Origin of the sequence: Sulfitobacter noctilucicola, from assembly GCF_000622385.1 — a bacterium.
Lineage (GTDB): Bacteria > Pseudomonadota > Alphaproteobacteria > Rhodobacterales > Rhodobacteraceae > Sulfitobacter > Sulfitobacter noctilucicola.
In genome coordinates, this window is the sequence record NZ_JASD01000008.1 from 1,223,685 (window position 1) to 1,239,319 (window position 15,635).

Annotated in this window: 15 protein-coding genes; 7 read left to right on the top strand and 8 right to left on the bottom strand. The window is 57.5% G+C overall.

Annotated features, from left to right (window positions below):
• Positions 1-53 precede the first annotated feature (53 nt).
• On the bottom strand, positions 54-1,586 hold the full coding sequence (locus tag Z946_RS0109740; protein ID WP_025055550.1) for a DUF2125 domain-containing protein: 1,533 nt from the start codon (positions 1,584-1,586) through the stop codon (positions 54-56).
• Between the two features lie 156 nt (positions 1,587-1,742).
• Between Z946_RS0109740 and Z946_RS0109745 the strand changes: the two genes are divergently transcribed.
• From Z946_RS0109745 to Z946_RS0109760, 4 genes are all read left to right on the top strand, one after another.
• The gene (locus Z946_RS0109745) at positions 1,743-2,492 is read left to right on the top strand and encodes an SDR family oxidoreductase (RefSeq protein ID WP_025055551.1); all 750 of its coding nucleotides are present in this window, start codon (positions 1,743-1,745) and stop codon (positions 2,490-2,492) included.
• Complete coding sequence (locus Z946_RS0109750) at positions 2,489-3,094, top strand: enoyl-CoA hydratase/isomerase family protein (RefSeq protein WP_025055552.1); 606 nt, start codon at positions 2,489-2,491, stop codon at positions 3,092-3,094. Before Z946_RS0109745 ends, Z946_RS0109750 begins: the two co-directional genes overlap by 4 nt.
• 281 nt (positions 3,095-3,375) lie before the next feature.
• Entirely contained in the window at positions 3,376-4,707 is a 1,332-nt protein-coding gene (locus Z946_RS0109755) for a mechanosensitive ion channel family protein (protein ID WP_025055553.1), read from the top strand.
• A complete protein-coding gene (locus Z946_RS0109760; RefSeq protein ID WP_025055554.1) occupies positions 4,704-5,885 on the top strand; it encodes a TIGR03862 family flavoprotein in 1,182 nt (393 codons plus the stop codon). The genes Z946_RS0109755 and Z946_RS0109760 overlap by 4 nt, the downstream gene beginning before the upstream one ends.
• Here the strand turns inward: Z946_RS0109760 and Z946_RS0109765 are convergent.
• The 5 genes from Z946_RS0109765 to Z946_RS0109785 form a co-directional block, all read right to left on the bottom strand.
• A complete protein-coding gene (locus Z946_RS0109765) occupies positions 5,882-6,475 on the bottom strand; it encodes a glutathione S-transferase family protein (RefSeq protein WP_025055555.1) in 594 nt (197 codons plus the stop codon). The two genes, Z946_RS0109760 and Z946_RS0109765, sit on opposite strands and share 4 nt — an antisense overlap.
• 14 nt (positions 6,476-6,489) lie before the next feature.
• Positions 6,490-7,488 (bottom strand): DNA polymerase III subunit delta, encoded by a 999-nt coding sequence (holA, locus tag Z946_RS0109770; protein WP_025055556.1) that lies wholly within the window; start codon positions 7,486-7,488, stop codon positions 6,490-6,492.
• Positions 7,485-7,967, bottom strand: a complete 483-nt coding sequence (gene lptE, locus Z946_RS0109775) for an LPS assembly lipoprotein LptE (protein WP_025055557.1) — start codon at positions 7,965-7,967, stop codon at positions 7,485-7,487. The genes holA and lptE overlap by 4 nt, the downstream gene beginning before the upstream one ends.
• A complete protein-coding gene (gene leuS, locus Z946_RS0109780) occupies positions 7,954-10,515 on the bottom strand; it encodes a leucine--tRNA ligase (RefSeq protein ID WP_025055558.1) in 2,562 nt (853 codons plus the stop codon). The genes lptE and leuS overlap by 14 nt, the downstream gene beginning before the upstream one ends.
• A gap of 84 nt (positions 10,516-10,599) precedes the next feature.
• Entirely contained in the window at positions 10,600-11,079 is a 480-nt protein-coding gene (locus tag Z946_RS0109785; protein WP_025055559.1) for a DUF3576 domain-containing protein, read from the bottom strand.
• Positions 11,080-11,385: 306 nt separating this feature from the next.
• Here Z946_RS0109785 and Z946_RS0109790 point away from each other — a divergent pair, with 306 nt between their 5' ends.
• Both Z946_RS0109790 and Z946_RS0109795 read left to right on the top strand, forming a co-directional pair.
• Positions 11,386-12,267: a porin gene (locus Z946_RS0109790; RefSeq protein WP_025055560.1), complete on the top strand. Its 882-nt coding sequence runs from the start codon at positions 11,386-11,388 to the stop codon at positions 12,265-12,267.
• Between the two features lie 101 nt (positions 12,268-12,368).
• On the top strand, positions 12,369-13,025 hold the full coding sequence (locus Z946_RS0109795; RefSeq protein WP_025055561.1) for a YggS family pyridoxal phosphate-dependent enzyme: 657 nt from the start codon (positions 12,369-12,371) through the stop codon (positions 13,023-13,025).
• A 9-nt stretch (positions 13,026-13,034) separates the two neighbouring features.
• Here the strand turns inward: Z946_RS0109795 and Z946_RS0109800 are convergent, their stop codons facing one another.
• Positions 13,035-13,514 carry a L,D-transpeptidase family protein gene (locus Z946_RS0109800; RefSeq protein ID WP_037969594.1) on the bottom strand — a complete coding sequence of 160 codons (480 nt, stop codon included), beginning with the start codon at positions 13,512-13,514 and terminating at the stop codon, positions 13,035-13,037.
• A gap of 23 nt (positions 13,515-13,537) precedes the next feature.
• Positions 13,538-14,626, bottom strand: coding sequence for a GTP cyclohydrolase II (gene ribA / locus Z946_RS0109805; protein ID WP_025055563.1), 1,089 nt, complete (start codon positions 14,624-14,626; stop codon positions 13,538-13,540).
• Positions 14,627-14,792: 166 nt separating this feature from the next.
• Here ribA and Z946_RS0109810 point away from each other — a divergent pair, with 166 nt between their 5' ends.
• A complete protein-coding gene (locus tag Z946_RS0109810; protein ID WP_025055564.1) occupies positions 14,793-15,479 on the top strand; it encodes a response regulator transcription factor in 687 nt (228 codons plus the stop codon).
• The last annotated feature ends 156 nt before the right edge of the window (positions 15,480-15,635 follow it).

A 15,635-nucleotide genomic window follows, 5' to 3' on the forward strand; every position in this document is an offset into this window, starting at 1 on the left:
GGCGTCCGACGGAGCCTGCCATCAGGCACGCCCCGTCTGACCCTTTGGAAATCTCAGCGCAGGCGCTGACCGTTGGCGAGGATCTGACCGTCTTGGGTGAATTCGATCTTTGACTTCAGGGTGTCGGGTGTATCGCCAGGTACGGCAAACAAGCCCATCATCATCCGCGCGCCCATTGCCTGTTCTTGCGGCAGGAACCCCATTGCCACCAGTTTGTCGATCAGACCATTGGCACCGGCGAGCGCAAGGTTCACATCGCCAACCGGCGTACCCAATCCCGGCACAAGCGCGGGACCCGCGGTGTCAAAGGTCACATCGCCGCTGCCTTCAAGCTTGGCACCCGCCGCTGAAACCAGAAGTGTGCCGACATTGAGCGCCTGCAATTCACCGGGGCCGCTGATCCGGCCTGTTGCCATTTCCGGATCAAGAATATCGACCAGCAGCTTCATCTTGCCGCTCAGGTCTACCACAATTGTTGCCGGATCCCGTGGCAGTTGGGCAGTCGGGTCAAACATGCTCCAGATGATGTCCGACATGGTGAAATCGCCCAGCGTGATGCCGAAAGCGAAATCCTGCGGATCGTCCGACTTGCGCACCGGCATTGTCAGATTAAAGCCGCTTTCCGCCATCGCCAGTTCAATCGGAAAAGGCATCGCCGCCGCTGTGACACCAACGTTGACGTCTTTCTGGGACACATCATACACGATACCCTCGGGTGCCATCTTGACGCCAAGGGTGCCGCCCTGCGACGAAGTTGTCATCACATAAGCGCCGTTCTGCGGGTCTTTGATGTCGAAATTGGAGCTGCCGTTTTCGTAGGAGACGTTTCCGGCGACATTAAAACCTGCTTCCAGCATCGCATTGATGTCTGCACCTTTTGCCACCATTGCCGGCAGTGTGCCGGTCCCGTTAAGGCTGATACCGTTCATGGTGCCTTTGCCGGCGCCTTGCGATTCGGGCGTGTCGGGATCGGCAAATGCGAAATCGATGCTCAGGCTGTCGACGCTGGCGGACTGGTCGTACCCGCGCAAGTCGCCGATGGTCATGGTTGTGGTACTGCTGACACCGTTACCAGCGAAATTCAAACGCGCCTCGGTTGCATCAAGCGTATCGGTGCCGACCTGCATCTGCGTCAGATCAAGCCCTACAGTCTGGGCCGTGTAAAGATAGGTCATCTTTTCCGGCGACCCGCTGGCCGTCAGTGCATGATCTGCCTGAGAATAGTTCAACGCCATCGTGATCGGTTTCTGGTCGGGTGTCCCTTCGGTGCCCTTGATCGTGATCGGCATCGTATCAGGCAGCACGATGGAAACGGTGCCATCGCCGTTCTGGGTGAACGTGATCCGGCCCAGCGTCATTGCCAGCTCGCCACCGGAATCGGGCGTCGCAAACTTCATGTTCAGCCCTTCAACCGTCAGGTCGGAACCGGAGGTGTTCTCGGTGGCCGACACTTCATACCCCATTCCCTCCATGTAGGCGCGCCAATCCGCCCAGACTTCAGCAGGGGTGACATCGGCCAGCGCGGTATGTGACAGCAGCGAGACGGGCAGCGCGAGACTAAATGCGCGAGAGAGGAAGGGGGACATGATAAATTCCTTTGTGGCAAATCAATGTGAGAGTCTGACAATGTGCCCATCGCGTCAAGATGAACCGAGGGGGGTGGACCCTTCGTCGGCGGATGATTACCACAATGCCGGACTAAGATGCAAAACCCTCAGGACAATCCCAAGGAGCGGCGGCAGATGGACATGCAGAACAAGACAGTGATGATCACAGGCGCAAGCCGCGGGATCGGTGCGGCAACAGCCCGCGTGTTTGCGGCAGCGGGTGCTAATGTTGCTTTACTTGCCCGCTCGCAAGAGGCGATTGCCGATCTGGCGGGAGAAATCGGTCAGCAGGCAATTGCCATCCCGTGCAATGTCGCCCGCTATGGCGAAATGTTGGCGGCGGTTGAAACCACAGTCGGTGCTTTCGGGGGGCTCGATGTTCTGGTGAACAATGCCGGTATTCTGGAACCCATCAGCCATCTGGGGGATGCCGATCCCGATGCATGGGGACAGGTCATTGATATCAACGTAAAAGGGGTTTTCAATGGTGTGCACGCAGCATTGCCAGTGATGAAGCAGGCAGGCGGTGGCTCAATCCTGACGATCTCTTCCGGTGCGGCTCATAGCCCGATCGAGGCATGGAGCGCGTATTGTACCTCAAAGGCGGCGGTGAACATGCTGACGCGCTGCGTCCATCACGAAGAAGGCCAAAATGGCATCCGCGCGATGGGCCTGTCACCGGGAACAGTGGCTACGCAAATGCAGCGAGACATCAAGGAATCCGGGATCAACCCCGTCAGCCAGCTCGCTTGGAAAGACCACATTCCGGCGGAGTGGCCTGCAAAATGTCTGTTGTGGATGTGCGGTGCCGGTGCCGACCGCTTTGTCGGAGACGAGATTTCCTTGCGGGACGAGAACATCCGCCGCGAAGTGGGCCTGATATGATTGAAGTCGATAACACCGATGGCGTCTGTACCGTTACGATCAACCGCCCCGATAAGGCAAACTCGCTGACCGAGACGATGCTGACGGAATTGGCAGAGGCGATGGAAAATGCGCAGTCTGCCCGCGCTGTGATCCTGACGGGTAACGGCAAGGTCTTTAGCGCAGGTGCCGATCTGGAGGAGGCGCGCGCGGGGCTTGCCACATCAGATGTCTGGGAACGGCTCTCGGGGGCTATCGCTGCCTTGCCCTGCCTCAGCATTGCTGCGCTGAACGGCACGCTCGCAGGCGGTGCCACGGGCATGGCGCTTGCGTGCGACATCCGCCTCGCGGTGCCCGGCGCACGTTTCTTCTATCCGGTGATGAAGCTCGGCTTCCTGCCTCAGCCCTCGGACCCTGCACGGATGAGCGCTTTGATCGGACCTGCCCGCACCAAGCTCATTTTGATGGGCGGCCAGAAAATCGACGCCGAAGAAGCGCTGCGCTTTGGGCTTATCGACCGCATCGTTGAAAAAGACGATCTGATGGATGCAGCCCGTACGCTTTGTACCGATGCTCTCGCCGCAGAGCCCGATTTTGCAGGCGCTATCAAGAGGATGTGCTAAGAGCAGCGCTGATGCGGGTTGGCGTATTCCGCCAGTGCCGAGGTCAGATCAGCGGTACAAACGGCACATCGCAGGCTGTCAAAATCATTAGTGTTGATAGGGTCAGAAAAATACGCATGGAACTGCCTCTTTATATTTTGCGCCACCGTGGTCCGGTGGATGTGTCACTGTCAAGTCGCCGCGTCGGGGCAAAGCGCCTGATGGCAGAACCACCTAAGGCTTGATCCTCATGCCCTCAAAGGGCAAGACAGTGCAAACCATAAACTAGGCAAGGCGTTAATATGGAGTTTGATCTCTCCTCTCAGCCGGAAATCGTACAACAGGCTGCTGGCTATGTCTTGATTGGCTGGGAACTGGCCTTGTCATGGCTATTGAGCCCTGCGGCATGGTCGCAGTTTGCGCTTCTGGTGCTGGCATGGCTTCTCGCAAGGTTGATCGCCGGCCGGTTGCGTCCGGCGTTGATGCGACTGATTGATCCGGGCGAAAGCACCAACATCTTTGCCAAACCTCGCCGCTTTGTTCTGCCGTTCCTTGCGCTTATCTCACCCCTGCTGGCCTATGCGCTGACAGGTATCGGTGAAAGCATTGTCCGATCAATGTTTGATTCAGGGGCGGTCATAGCCTTCGGGAAACGCCTGTTCCTGTTTCTGGCCGCACGCGTACTGGTCCGTGACATTATCACCGATCCGTTTCTCAAACTTCTGGGCAAGTATATCCTGCTGCCGATCATGGCGATCTACACTTTGGGTCTGCTGGATGTGGCAAGCACGACCCTGACCGAAACGATTGTCGGCGTCGGTAACATCCGCTTCTCGTTGATGACGCTTGTGCGCGGTCTCATTGCAGGTTCCTTGCTGTTCTGGCTGGGCCAGTGGTCAAACAGCCAGACCACCGCATTGATCGCCCAGAATGAGGAAATCCGCCCCTCCCTCAGGCAGCTTTTGATCAAGACCGCAGAGTTCACGATTTTCGCCGTAGGCTTTTTGCTGCTGATGAACATTATGGGTATCAACCTAAGTGCGCTTGCCGTTCTGGGTGGTGCCATTGGTGTCGGTCTTGGTTTTGGTCTGCAAAAAATCGCATCCAACTTTATCTCTGGCGTGATCCTTCTGGTTGAAGGGCAGGCCACCGTTGGCGATTACGTGGAACTCGATGGTGGCGAGCAGGGCAAGATCGTCAAGATGATGGCCCGCGCCGCAATTCTTGAGACATTCGATGGCCGCTGGATCGTGGTACCGAACGAAGATTTCATCACCACGCGTGTTGTGAATTATTCCGATAGCGGGTCCGCGAACCGGTACGAGGCACCGTTCTCTGTCAGCTATGACACCGATATCAATCTGGTGCCCGCTTTGATCGAAGCTGCGGTTTCCAAGCACCCCGAAGTCCTGAACGAACCCTATCCACCAGATTGTGAGCTGCGCGGCTTTGGGGACAGCGGCATCGATTTTGCGGTCGAATTCTGGGTGAACGGGCTGGATGACGGGCCGAACAAATACACCTCGGACGTGCTTTTCCTCGTGTGGAACGCGCTTCGCGACGCTGGCATCGAAATTCCGTATCCGCAGCGGGTGGTTGAAATTAAAGGCGGTCTACCGACGGTTAACGCGTGAAACATGCCGTTGTTATCGGCGCAGGCCCTGGGGGACTGATGGCTGCCGAAATGCTGGCGACGGCGGGTTTGCAGGTCACCCTGTGTGACGGCAAACCTTCCGTAGGCCGCAAGTTTCTGATGGCGGGAAAATCTGGTCTGAACCTGACCAAAGATGAACCTTTCGTGCCCTTCATGCAGTCGTTTGCGCAAGCACGCGGGCCGCTCACTCCCATGATTGAGGCGTTCGATGCAGAAGCTGTGCAGACCTGGGCGCGCGGACTGGATCAGGAGGTTTTCACCGGATCGACAGGCCGTGTCTTTCCAACAGCGATGAAAGCTTCCCCGCTACTGCGCGCCATGATGGGCCGCCTCGACAGCCTGGGGGTTCAGGTACGGACCAGGTGGCTCTGGCAAGGTTGGCAGGCAGAACAGTTTGTCTTCGAGACCCCTGAGGGGCCGCAGTCGCTTAGCCCGGACGCCACGGTACTCGCTCTGGGTGGTGCCAGCTGGTCAAGGCTGGGATCAACCGGTGCATGGGCGAGCCTTCTGGCCGACAAGGGCATCAAGACCGCGCCGTTCGAGCCTGCAAATGCGGGGGTCAACATCGCGTGGTCCGACTATATGGCAAAGCACTTCGGTGCGGCGCTTAAGGGTGTGGCGTGGACGGCGGGTCCCTATACCTCCCGTGGCGAGGCGACTTTGTCCGCGCGAGGCCTGGAGGGTGGTGGCGTATATTCGGTGTCGCGTGGTGTACGCGAAGGGCATCCGCTGTTTATTGATCTTCTGCCGGATATGACGGTGCCCGATATCACCACGAAGCTAAGCAAACCGCAGGGTAAGGCGAGCTTTGCCAATCATCTGCGCAAGACGCTGCGGCTGACACCGGTACAGATTGCGCTCATGCAGGAAATGTCGCGTCCCTTGCCCAAAGGACTGCGCGCAACGGCAAGATTGCTCAAGGCGCTGCCGATCAGCCATGAGGGACTGCGTCCGATGGACGAGGCGATTTCAACCGCGGGCGGCATCCCCTTCTCCGCACTGGATGCGGGCCTGATGTTACGCGATTTGCCGGGGGTCTTCGCTGCGGGCGAGATGCTGGATTGGGAAGCCCCGACAGGGGGCTACCTGATTTCAGCCTGCCTTGCGACAGGGCGCTGGGCAGGACAGCATGCTGCCGAATGGGCGTTGCGGGCCTAAACCGCGACCTTTTCCTGCGCCGCCTTGAACGCAGGCCGTTCGCGCAGGCCTTTGGCCCAAAGCCCGATTTTGTCGTTAACCCTTGGGAAGCCCGCGCCGATCGACCAGTTGATGCAGTGGACGGCGAGAATATCGGCATGGGTCATCTGGTCGCCCATCAGAAACGGACCATCCAGACGGTCGGCAAGAATGTCCGCAGCATGCGCAAACTCGGCCTTCAGGCTGTCTTTGATAACCGGCACACGGCGTTCTTCGGGAAAGACAAAACTGTGCTTGGCAGCGGCCCATAGGATCGCATCGAATTCGTCAATCAGCCAAAACGTCATCGCATCCTGACGCGCCCTTGCGACAGTGCCTGCCGGCGCGGTGAGTTGCCCGTGTTTGTCACCAAGATAAGTGGTGATCGCGACAGAATCGGTCAGTACCTCATCTCCGTCGAGCAGGGCAGGAACTTTGCCCAGCGGATTGTACTTCTTGGCCTCGGGTGTGCGCGGACCTGCAGCAATCTGGGTATAATCCTCACCCAGTTCCTCAAGCATCCACATGACCCGAAATGCACGCGATTTGGTGGCACCGATAACTGTATACATGAAATCTCCCTATTTTATCGCTTTGCGCCCAGCATCGCCAAACGGATGAAAGCACGTTCAACGAGCGCCAGTGCGGGCGCGTTCTGTCCGGCTGACCGCAACGTCAGGTCGGTATCGGTCAGCACGCTTAATGCCGTTTCCAAACTGGCCGCGCCCCATGCTTTGGCTTGCCGTTGCACTCTGTCGCGGTCCCGCACTCCATAGATCGGGGCACCGGGGTTGGCCGCGATCCGGTAGAGAGTTCGGAAATGCCGGGTTGCCATGATAGTAAGGGTCACCGCAGTGACGCCTTGGGCTTGCAGCTTGCTCATCACCGGCCCGATCTCGCGGGCGCGGGCCTCTGCCACGACGTGTAAAATATCGTCGACGTCCGCTTCAGTCGATGTTGGCGCGCAAGCGAGAATATCATCGGTGCTGAGGGCGCTCTGGTCATTCAATTTATAAAGCGACAGCTTTTCGATCGTCTGGCGAAAATCACCGGGATCAAGCGTGCGCGCCAGATCGGAGAGCGCAGCCATCGCGTTCTGGTCAGGTGTCAGCCCTGCCTCCGACAATAACCGCTCAATTTCGGCACGGTCCGGCGGATTGTCGTAAATTGCAGCGGCATAGGCTTGGGGATGTGCCTCGAACGCTTTGCGGACCTTAGAGGTTTTCTTGAGATCGCCACCTGTGACAATGATCTGCGCATCACCTGCCTGCCAATCGGCCAGCGCATCGATGAGTATCTTGGCGACATTGTCATTGGCGTCTTCAACAAAGGCTGCACGCGGGCCGGGAAAGAATCCGACCGCCTTGATCGCATCCAGAAGCATCGCAGGATCGCGGCGAAGTTCGGCGGCGGGAATACGGGTAAGTCGCATTTCCTCTTCCGCGCCATCCCCCAGCAGTGATTTCAGCAATTCCTGACGTTTAAGCGCCACGCGCATGGCATCGCCACCAAAGATCAGCGCGCCGGTCTTGGCTGGATCGGGCCGCTTGAAATAGGCGTCTGCATCACGCGGCGACAGCTTCATGTGTTCAGATCTGCGGCATAGAGGCGGCTTACAATTTGCTCGGCCATGATAACCATCAGACGTTTCTGGGCATCAAGCTCTCCGGCCAGTGTTTCGACCGTTGTACCCGTCGCGGAATAGCCGACGAAATTCTCGACAGAGCCGGAGGTGACAATCTGGCCGGTCGCCACATCACGCAGACTGTAGTTGATGTTCGCAACCCGGTTGAAACGGCCGGTGTCACCTTCGCGGTCAATCGCAAGCTGCGCAGTTGAAAGCCGCAGATCCAGTGAAAGCGCATAGGCCGGTTCATTACTGCGACCCAGACGTTCTTCAATCTCGCGGGTCAGCAGATAGCTGTCCTGACTGCCCGGTGCATCAACCAGCACGCGGTTCTGCAAGAGAGTGCCCGTGCCGCCGGGGCCATACACAGGCTCAAACCCGCAGGCGACAAGCGCCAGCGGAGCAAGCAAAAGAGAGCGTCTGTTAAGCAACGACATTCACGATCCGTCCAGGGACGACGATGACTTTTTTAGGCGTGGCACCGTCCAGGGTTCGGATCACAGCTTCATGCGCCAGCGCGATCTTTTCAACCTCTTCCTTCGCCATATCGGCAGGGACCTGAATTTCGGCCCGACGTTTGCCGTTGATCTGGATGGGCATGGTGACAGTGTCATCGACCAGCATCGCCTCATCGGCTTTGGGCCAGGGTGCTGTCACGATCATCCCGTCGCCACCCTGTTGCGTCCAGATATCTTCGGCCAGATGCGGTGTCATCGGCGACATCAGTTGAGCCAGCGTCATCACGGCTTCACGTTGTGCCGCGTATCCTGCCTTGGATTTCTGCAAGGCCGCCGTGAAAGCATAAAGCTTGGCGATGGCAGCGTTGAAGCCGAAGGATTCCACACCCATCGTAACATCATGGATGGTTTTGTGCATCGTGCGCAGCAGTTCATCATCACCCGAACCAGCAGCGTCTTTGTCCATGGCACCAATACGGTCGCTGATGTTCCAGACGCGACCAAGGTGTTTGAACGCCGCTTCGGCACCGGAGGCAGTCCACTCCACGTCGCGTTCTGGAGGCGAATCGGACAGCACGAACCAGCGGGCTGTGTCCGCGCCGTAGTTCGAAATGATGTTGAGCGGGTCGACGACGTTGTTTTTGGACTTCGACATCTTCGCCGACGGCACCACTTCCACTTCGTTGCCGTCTTTCTTGAGGAAGGCCTTACCATCCCGCAGCTCGACCTCTTCGGGATAGTGATAAGTCGGACGACCGTCCTGCTTGGGCGTTTGGTAGATCGCGTGCGTCACCATGCCTTGGGTAAACAACGCATCAAACGGTTCGATTGCGCTTTCCGGCAAATGGCCGGTGATCTGCATCGCGCGGGCAAAGAAGCGCGAGTAAAGCAAGTGAAGGATCGCGTGCTCGATTCCGCCGATGTATTGATCGACATTCATCCAGTATTTGGCGTCTTCCATGTTGGTTGGCGTTTCCGCGTCCGGCGCGGTGAACCGCGCGAAATACCACGACGAATCGACGAAGGTATCCATTGTATCGGTTTCGCGCTTGGCGGGGGCACCACAAGACGGGCAGGCGCAGTCGCGCCATGTCGGATGACGGTCAAGCGGATTGCCCGGCGTGTCGAAATCTACGTCATAGGGCAATTCAATCGGCAGGTTCTCTTTCTTCTCCGGTACAACACCGCAGGCATCGCAATGCACAACGGGAATCGGACACCCCCAGTAGCGTTGGCGCGAAAGGCCCCAATCGCGCAGGCGAAACTTGGTGACGCCCTGGCCGACACCGTTGGATTCGCAAAATGCAATCGCCGCATCAATCGCTTCGTTACCTGTCTGCCATTTGTCACCAGCAAAACCACGGTTGTAGAATACCTTCTCGGTCTTCGCTGGCACATAGGCTTCATTCAGCGTGTCGTCGCTTTCTTCGGAAGGCAGATAGGTCGAGATGATCGGCAAATCGTACTTTGTCGCAAACTCGAAGTCGCGTTCATCATGGGCAGGACAGCCAAAGATCGCACCGGTGCCGTAGTCCATCAGGATGAAGTTGGCGATATAGACCGGCAGTTCGTGCGACGTGTCAAAGGGATGACGCACTGTGATGCCCGTATCGTAACCGAGCTTCTCTGCGGTCTCGATGGCCTCTTCGGTGGTGCCGCCTTTGCGGCATTCGGCACAGAACGCCGCAACCTCAGGATTGTCCTTTTCAAGCACCTTGGCCAGCGGATGATCCGGCGAGATACCAACAAAGGACGCACCCAACAGCGTATCAGGTCGCGTTGTATACACTTCTATGCGGTCATGACCATCAGGGGCGTCTACTGTTGAAAAGGCAAACTGCAATCCGCGCGATTTTCCGATCCAGTTGGCCTGCATCAGTTTTACCTTGGCCGGCCAGTTGTCGAGACTGTCGAGCGCGTCGAGCAGTTCCTCGGAATGTTCGGAGATCTTGAAGAACCATTGTGTCAGCTCGCGCCGTTCTACCAAGGCACCAGAGCGCCAGCCGCGACCGGCCTCTACCTGTTCGTTCGCCAGAACCGTCATGTCGACGGGGTCCCAGTTCACGATGGCGTTCTTGCGATAGACAAGGTCGGCGTCGAGAAAATCGAGGAACAGGGCCTGTTGCTGGCCGTAGTACTCCGGATCACAGGTGGCGAATTCGCGGGACCAGTCTATAGACAGGCCCAGCGGCTTCATCTGGTCGCGCATGTCCTTGATGTTGCCGTACGTCCAGTCCTTGGGGTGACCGCCGATAGCCATCGCGGCGTTTTCGGCGGGCATACCAAAGGCATCCCATCCCATCGGGTGCAGTACGTTGTGGCCGGTCGCAATCTTATAGCGCGCGATCACGTCGCCCATCGTATAGTTGCGCACATGGCCCATGTGGATGCGGCCCGAAGGATAGGGAAACATCTCAAGCACATAGTATTTCGGCTTTGCAGCATCGCGTACGGCTTTGAACGTTTCGTTCTTTTCCCAGGCGCTCTGCCAGCGGGCTTCGATTTCGGCGGGGGAGTATCGGGACATCTGTGATCGGACCTTGTTGGAATTGAAAACGCCGGGCTGTTGGTGTGACAGGGCCCGGCGTGAAAGACGTGAATTGGAAAGGGCTCAGAACCTGTTGTCTGCGATGCGTAGCTCGCGCGCACGGCTTAGGATGGCATCTTCAACGGCTCGCGCGGTGGCTTTGCTTACGGCGCGGCCTCCGCGGGTCTGAAGGGCCACGTTCAGGGAACGGGCGTCAAGCGCGGGATCATCAACCAGCACAGTGGCGCGGTACGCACGCCCGCCACCCGGAGGTGTGCCGTAGCCGGTTACAATAACACCGGTGAACGGATCGACCGACTGAACCGGCAAAAAGCTCAGCACTTCCAGCGATGCCGTCCAGAGGTATTTGTTCACTGCGATTGTCGTGTCCGCTGTGTTGTTGCGGAAAATCGACCAGATCGTGTTGTTCGGATCGGTTTCGATATTGTTAGGGTTATTAGGATTAGTATAGGCGTCAGGAACCACATTGGGTCCACCACATGCGGCGAGTCCTCCGACCGTCACAAGGGCCAGTACGATTTTGCTCATGGTCTTGAGGGCCATTGCGGACTTCCTTTGCCTGTTTGATCTTGGTCTACCCAAGCTCTGCCGCGTGAGCAAGGCATATGTAATAGACTACGCCAGGGTATGGTCCGTGCCACCCTTGGCATATGGCTGTGCAGATCGCCGGTGATCGGAACGGGTTATCGGGCACTGTCGCCACTGTGGCAAAGCTGCACCATTGCGCGCGCCATTGGCATCAACCGTTTCAGGCTCCTTGCAAACTACAGCCCATTGGATGCAAAAACCCCTCGTACCCTTTCCGGATTCCCCGGTCGGGGCATTTGAATTCAAACCGAGGGAAAACTCATGAAAAAAGTTCTCTTCGCTACAACGGCTCTGGTTGCGACCGCCGGCGTTGCAGCAGCAGACGTTACTTTCGGCGGCTATGGTCGCTTTGGTATCGTGCACATCACAGACGATGGCACAGGCGACAGCGCGACAAACGTAACTTCACGTTTCCGCCTGCAGATCGACGCGACAGCAGAATCTGACGCAGGCGTCACATTCGGTGCACGCGTTCGTATCCAGCAGAACGAAGGCCAGCAGGGCATGACAAACGGCGCGCGTTTCTTCGCACGTTCCGGTGGTCTGGAAGTCGGCGTTGGTAACATCTTCGGTGCTCTGGAATCATTCCGCGGCATGTACCCAATCGATCTGGGTCTGACAGGCCACAACTACGACTACACCGCGTACAACTTCCGCGGCGATGCGTACTCCTCCGGCGGTCTGGGTAACTCAGGCGACAACGGCGTTGAAGTAATGTACTCCGCTGGCGATCTGTCCGTACACGTTTCTGCTTCCGATACAGACGACCGTATCGCAGCAACAGTTGCGTACAAAGCTGGTGGCTTTGACTTCGGTCTGGGTGCACAGGACTCCGACAACGCGGCAGACACAGAGCTGGCGGCATACGTTTCCGGTTCCTTCGGTCCAGTCGACATGACACTGGCCTATGCTGACAACGGCACAGCAGGCGACCACATCGTTCTGACCGGTCGTTTTGACGTTGGCGCAGCGACAAACATCGAAGCATACATTGCGGACGCTGATCAGTGGTCCGAAACCGGCTTCGGTATCGACTTCAACCACAGCCTCGGCGGCGGCACATCGCTCCGCGGTGGTGTTTCCACAGGCGGTTCCGTCGGTGACGAGACACTGGTTGACTTGGGTGTTCGTTTCGACTTCTGAGTTGAACAAACCTAAGACGATTTGGGGTGGGCCTTTGGCCTGCCCCTTTTCTTTTGCGGGGTGACAATGTTACGTCCTGATGAATTCAGAAGGGGACTGACATGGGCCTGCAAGACATCACTGCACGAATTGAAGCCGCGGCGAAAAACGCAGGGCGGGATACTGACAGCGTCAAGTTGATCGCCGTCAGCAAGGTACAGCCGAACGCGCGCGTCCAAACTGTTCTAGAAGCAGGTCATCGCTCTTTTGGTGAAAACAAGGTGCAGGAAGCCGCCGGAAAATGGCCAGACTTCCGCGAATCCTTTGCAGGCGTTGATCTGCACCTGATCGGTCCGCTTCAAAGCAACAAGACGCGGCAGGCGATGGGCTTGTTTGACGCGATCCATACGCTCGACCGTCCTAAACTGGCCAAGACAATCGCGCGCATAGCGCAAGAAGACGGGCACTGCCCTGCGCTGTTCATTCAGGTGAACACCGGTGAGGAAGAGCAAAAAGCAGGGGTTATGCCCAGAGACGCTGATGCCTTCATTACCGAATGTCTGGGTATGGATTTGCCCGTAAAGGGTTTGATGTGCATCCCGCCAGTCGACGAAGAGCCAAGCTTGCACTTTGCATTGTTGGCGAAAATTGCAGCTCGCAACGGGTTGCAGGGCCTTTCAATGGGGATGAGTAGCGATTTCGAACGGGCGATCGCGCTGGGGGCAACCCACGTGCGTGTCGGCTCTGCCATTTTCGGAGAACGCACGACGACGGGCTAACACCCTGAACTACGGTACAATTAGCCTTGTGCGATGTTCGATCTTGGGCGCAAGCCTATGCAGATCCGCCCGGCTGAGCGCGATGCAACCTTCGGTCGGATACCCCGGCCGCCGCCACTGGTGCATAAAGATGGCGGATCCCCGACCTTTGACCGCGTAGGGCCAATTCCAGTCCGTGAGAATCACCAGATCATAAAGCGGATCAGCCCTACGCAGCTTTTCATGGCTATAGAGGTAGGGGGCACGGACCATCATATTGTAGTCCTCGTGCGTCGGATCATCAGACCACAGATCGCCCCGACCGATGGGCAGCGCCCAGTCTGTCGGAGGCGGTATGCGGTCGGGGCGGTACAACATCCCCACAATCCGGTGGATGCCACGCGGTGTTGCCCCGTCGCCTTCTTTCTTGCGCAAGCTCAGGCCGCCCTTACCGATAGAACACGGATATTTATCCCCCCGAAAACGAAGGCCGGTAGGTGTCAGAACCATATCCCAAGGGGAGGCGCGGTGGCTCACAACAGGTGGCCCGACTTCGCTGCTTTGGTCGCGAGGTAGCCACGATTATGTGCGTTCTCGCCTACCTTCAGCGGTACACGTTCTTCGACCCTGATGCCGCTGGTCTCCATCATCGCGACCTTGCGGGGATTGTTGGTTAGCAGCCGCACGGATGAAAAACCCATAGATTTCAGTATGTCAGAGCCGATCCGGAAATCACGCTCATCATCCTCAAACCCCAACCGGTGATTGGCCTCAACGGTATCAAAACCCTGATCCTGCAACGAATAGGCGCGCATTTTATTGGCCAGCCCGATCCCACGGCCCTCCTGATTGAGGTAGAGTAACACACCCTGTCCGGCCTCACCCATCTGCGCAAGCGCGGAGCGCAACTGCGGCCCGCAATCACACTTCAAGCTGCCAAGTACGTCGCCGGTAAAACAGGCGGAATGCAGACGTGCCAACACGGGCTTGGCCCGATCGGGACGGCCGATTTCGATAGCATAGTGTTCCTCGCCACCGTCCTCGGGCCGAAAAATGTGAAGCCTGCCAGCTTCCGAAAACTCCATCGGCAAGCGGGCGCTGACAACCGGATGTAATTCGCTGGCATGAAGAAGGGCTGTCATGGCGGTCGGCAGATCAATCTCTGTCAAACAATGCTGCGCTGCAAAGGCAGAACCGTCTGCCAGTTCCAGCACGAGTACCGCAGGCAAGAGCCGTGCGTCTTTGGCAAGCTGTATCGCCGCACGGTGCAGGTCCGCTTTGCCGTCACGCTGGCATGTAAACGGCCCCTTGAGCGGCACACGCAAGTCATCCGCCGGGTCGGCGATGCTCTGCACCCACGCTGGCGTGGCATCCTCGGGGATCAGTAACCGCGCAAGATCCTTGTCATAGACATGCGCTTTCAGCGTTTGCGCGCGCCGTGCCGTCACCGCCAGAACCGGCGCACCACCAAGTGCGAGCAGGTCAGCAAACCGGGCAGCCGTCAGTGTTTCAGCCGCCATGACCAGTGCCGAAGGATGTCCCTTGAGCACCACAGGTACCCCCATGCGCAGGTCGGCCCGTGCGCGGGCCAGTTGTTCGGTGATGTCGGGGGCAAAGGTCATTTTGTTACAACTCCGCAAGCGCTTGGACTTTTATCTATGCCAGCCAGACACAAATTGAAACATTTCAAGCCCTCGCGCACACGAGGCCGTGAAACTTGAGGGTCACACCTTGTGACAACAAGGGATGACCCTCATCTATAAACCAACACGGAGTAAGGAACCCACAATGGCACAGCTCAAGAAGATCCTGCTGGTTGATGATGATGACGATCTGCGCGAGGCGCTGAGCGAGCAGCTGATCATGACCGAAGATTTCGATGTCTTCGAGGCAGGCAACGGGGCTGATGCTATGTCACGCGCCAAAGAGGCGCTTTATGACCTCGTTATCCTCGATGTGGGTCTACCTGACACCGACGGACGCGAGCTTTGCCGTCTGATGCGCAAACAAGGGGTCAAAAGCCCGATTATGATGCTGACAGGCCATGACGGAGATGCTGACACGATCCTTGGTCTGGACGCAGGGGCAAATGACTACGTCGCTAAACCGTTCAAGTTTCCGGTGCTGTTGGCCCGTATCCGCGCGCAGTTGCGTCAGCATGAACAGTCAGAAGATGCGGTATTCCAGCTTGGCCCGTACACCTTCAAGCCATCAATGAAGATGCTTGTGCGTGAGGATGACACCAAGATCCGCCTGACAGAGAAAGAAACAAACATTCTGAAGTTCCTCTACCGCTCAACCGAAGGTGTCGTGCCGCGGGATGTACTGCTGCATGAGGTCTGGGGTTACAACGCGGGTGTCACCACGCACACGCTGGAAACTCACATTTACAGACTGCGCCAGAAAATCGAACCGGATCCGTCAAACGTTTGCCTTCTTGTAACCGAATCTGGAGGCTATAGATTAATGGCATAATGCGGGGAACCATTCCCGCAGTTTGAAGTTAATACCATAGAGCGGCTTTTTTCATGAGTTTCCGCTCGGTTCTTATCCCGAAGAGTGTGTCCGGGTAATGACACATACCTCCCTGTTGAACTGGCCGGACCTTTGGGTCCGGCTTTTTTTTGGCAT

Bases quoted from the DNA above. Each gene is read 5' to 3' on its own strand.
- leuS (WP_025055558.1), bottom strand. From the start codon at position 10,515: ATGTCCCGATACTCCCCCGCCGAAATCGAAGCCCGCTGGCAGAGCGCC.
- Z946_RS0109740 (WP_025055550.1), bottom strand. From the start codon at position 1,586: ATGTCCCCCTTCCTCTCTCGCGCATTTAGTCTCGCGCTGCCCGTCTCG.
- Z946_RS0109750 (WP_025055552.1), top strand. From the start codon at position 2,489: ATGATTGAAGTCGATAACACCGATGGCGTCTGTACCGTTACGATCAAC.
- Z946_RS0109755 (WP_025055553.1), top strand. From the start codon at position 3,376: ATGGAGTTTGATCTCTCCTCTCAGCCGGAAATCGTACAACAGGCTGCT.
- Z946_RS0109810 (WP_025055564.1), top strand. From the start codon at position 14,793: ATGGCACAGCTCAAGAAGATCCTGCTGGTTGATGATGATGACGATCTG.
- ribA (WP_025055563.1), bottom strand. From the start codon at position 14,626: ATGACCTTTGCCCCCGACATCACCGAACAACTGGCCCGCGCACGGGCC.
- Z946_RS0109765 (WP_025055555.1), bottom strand. From the start codon at position 6,475: ATGTATACAGTTATCGGTGCCACCAAATCGCGTGCATTTCGGGTCATG.
- lptE (WP_025055557.1), bottom strand. From the start codon at position 7,967: ATGTCGTTGCTTAACAGACGCTCTCTTTTGCTTGCTCCGCTGGCGCTT.
- Z946_RS0109790 (WP_025055560.1), top strand. From the start codon at position 11,386: ATGAAAAAAGTTCTCTTCGCTACAACGGCTCTGGTTGCGACCGCCGGC.
- Z946_RS0109785 (WP_025055559.1), bottom strand. From the start codon at position 11,079: ATGGCCCTCAAGACCATGAGCAAAATCGTACTGGCCCTTGTGACGGTC.
- Z946_RS0109745 (WP_025055551.1), top strand. From the start codon at position 1,743: ATGGACATGCAGAACAAGACAGTGATGATCACAGGCGCAAGCCGCGGG.
- holA (WP_025055556.1), bottom strand. From the start codon at position 7,488: ATGAAGCTGTCGCCGCGTGATGCAGACGCCTATTTCAAGCGGCCCGAT.
- Z946_RS0109800 (WP_037969594.1), bottom strand. From the start codon at position 13,514: ATGGTTCTGACACCTACCGGCCTTCGTTTTCGGGGGGATAAATATCCG.
- Z946_RS0109795 (WP_025055561.1), top strand. From the start codon at position 12,369: ATGGGCCTGCAAGACATCACTGCACGAATTGAAGCCGCGGCGAAAAAC.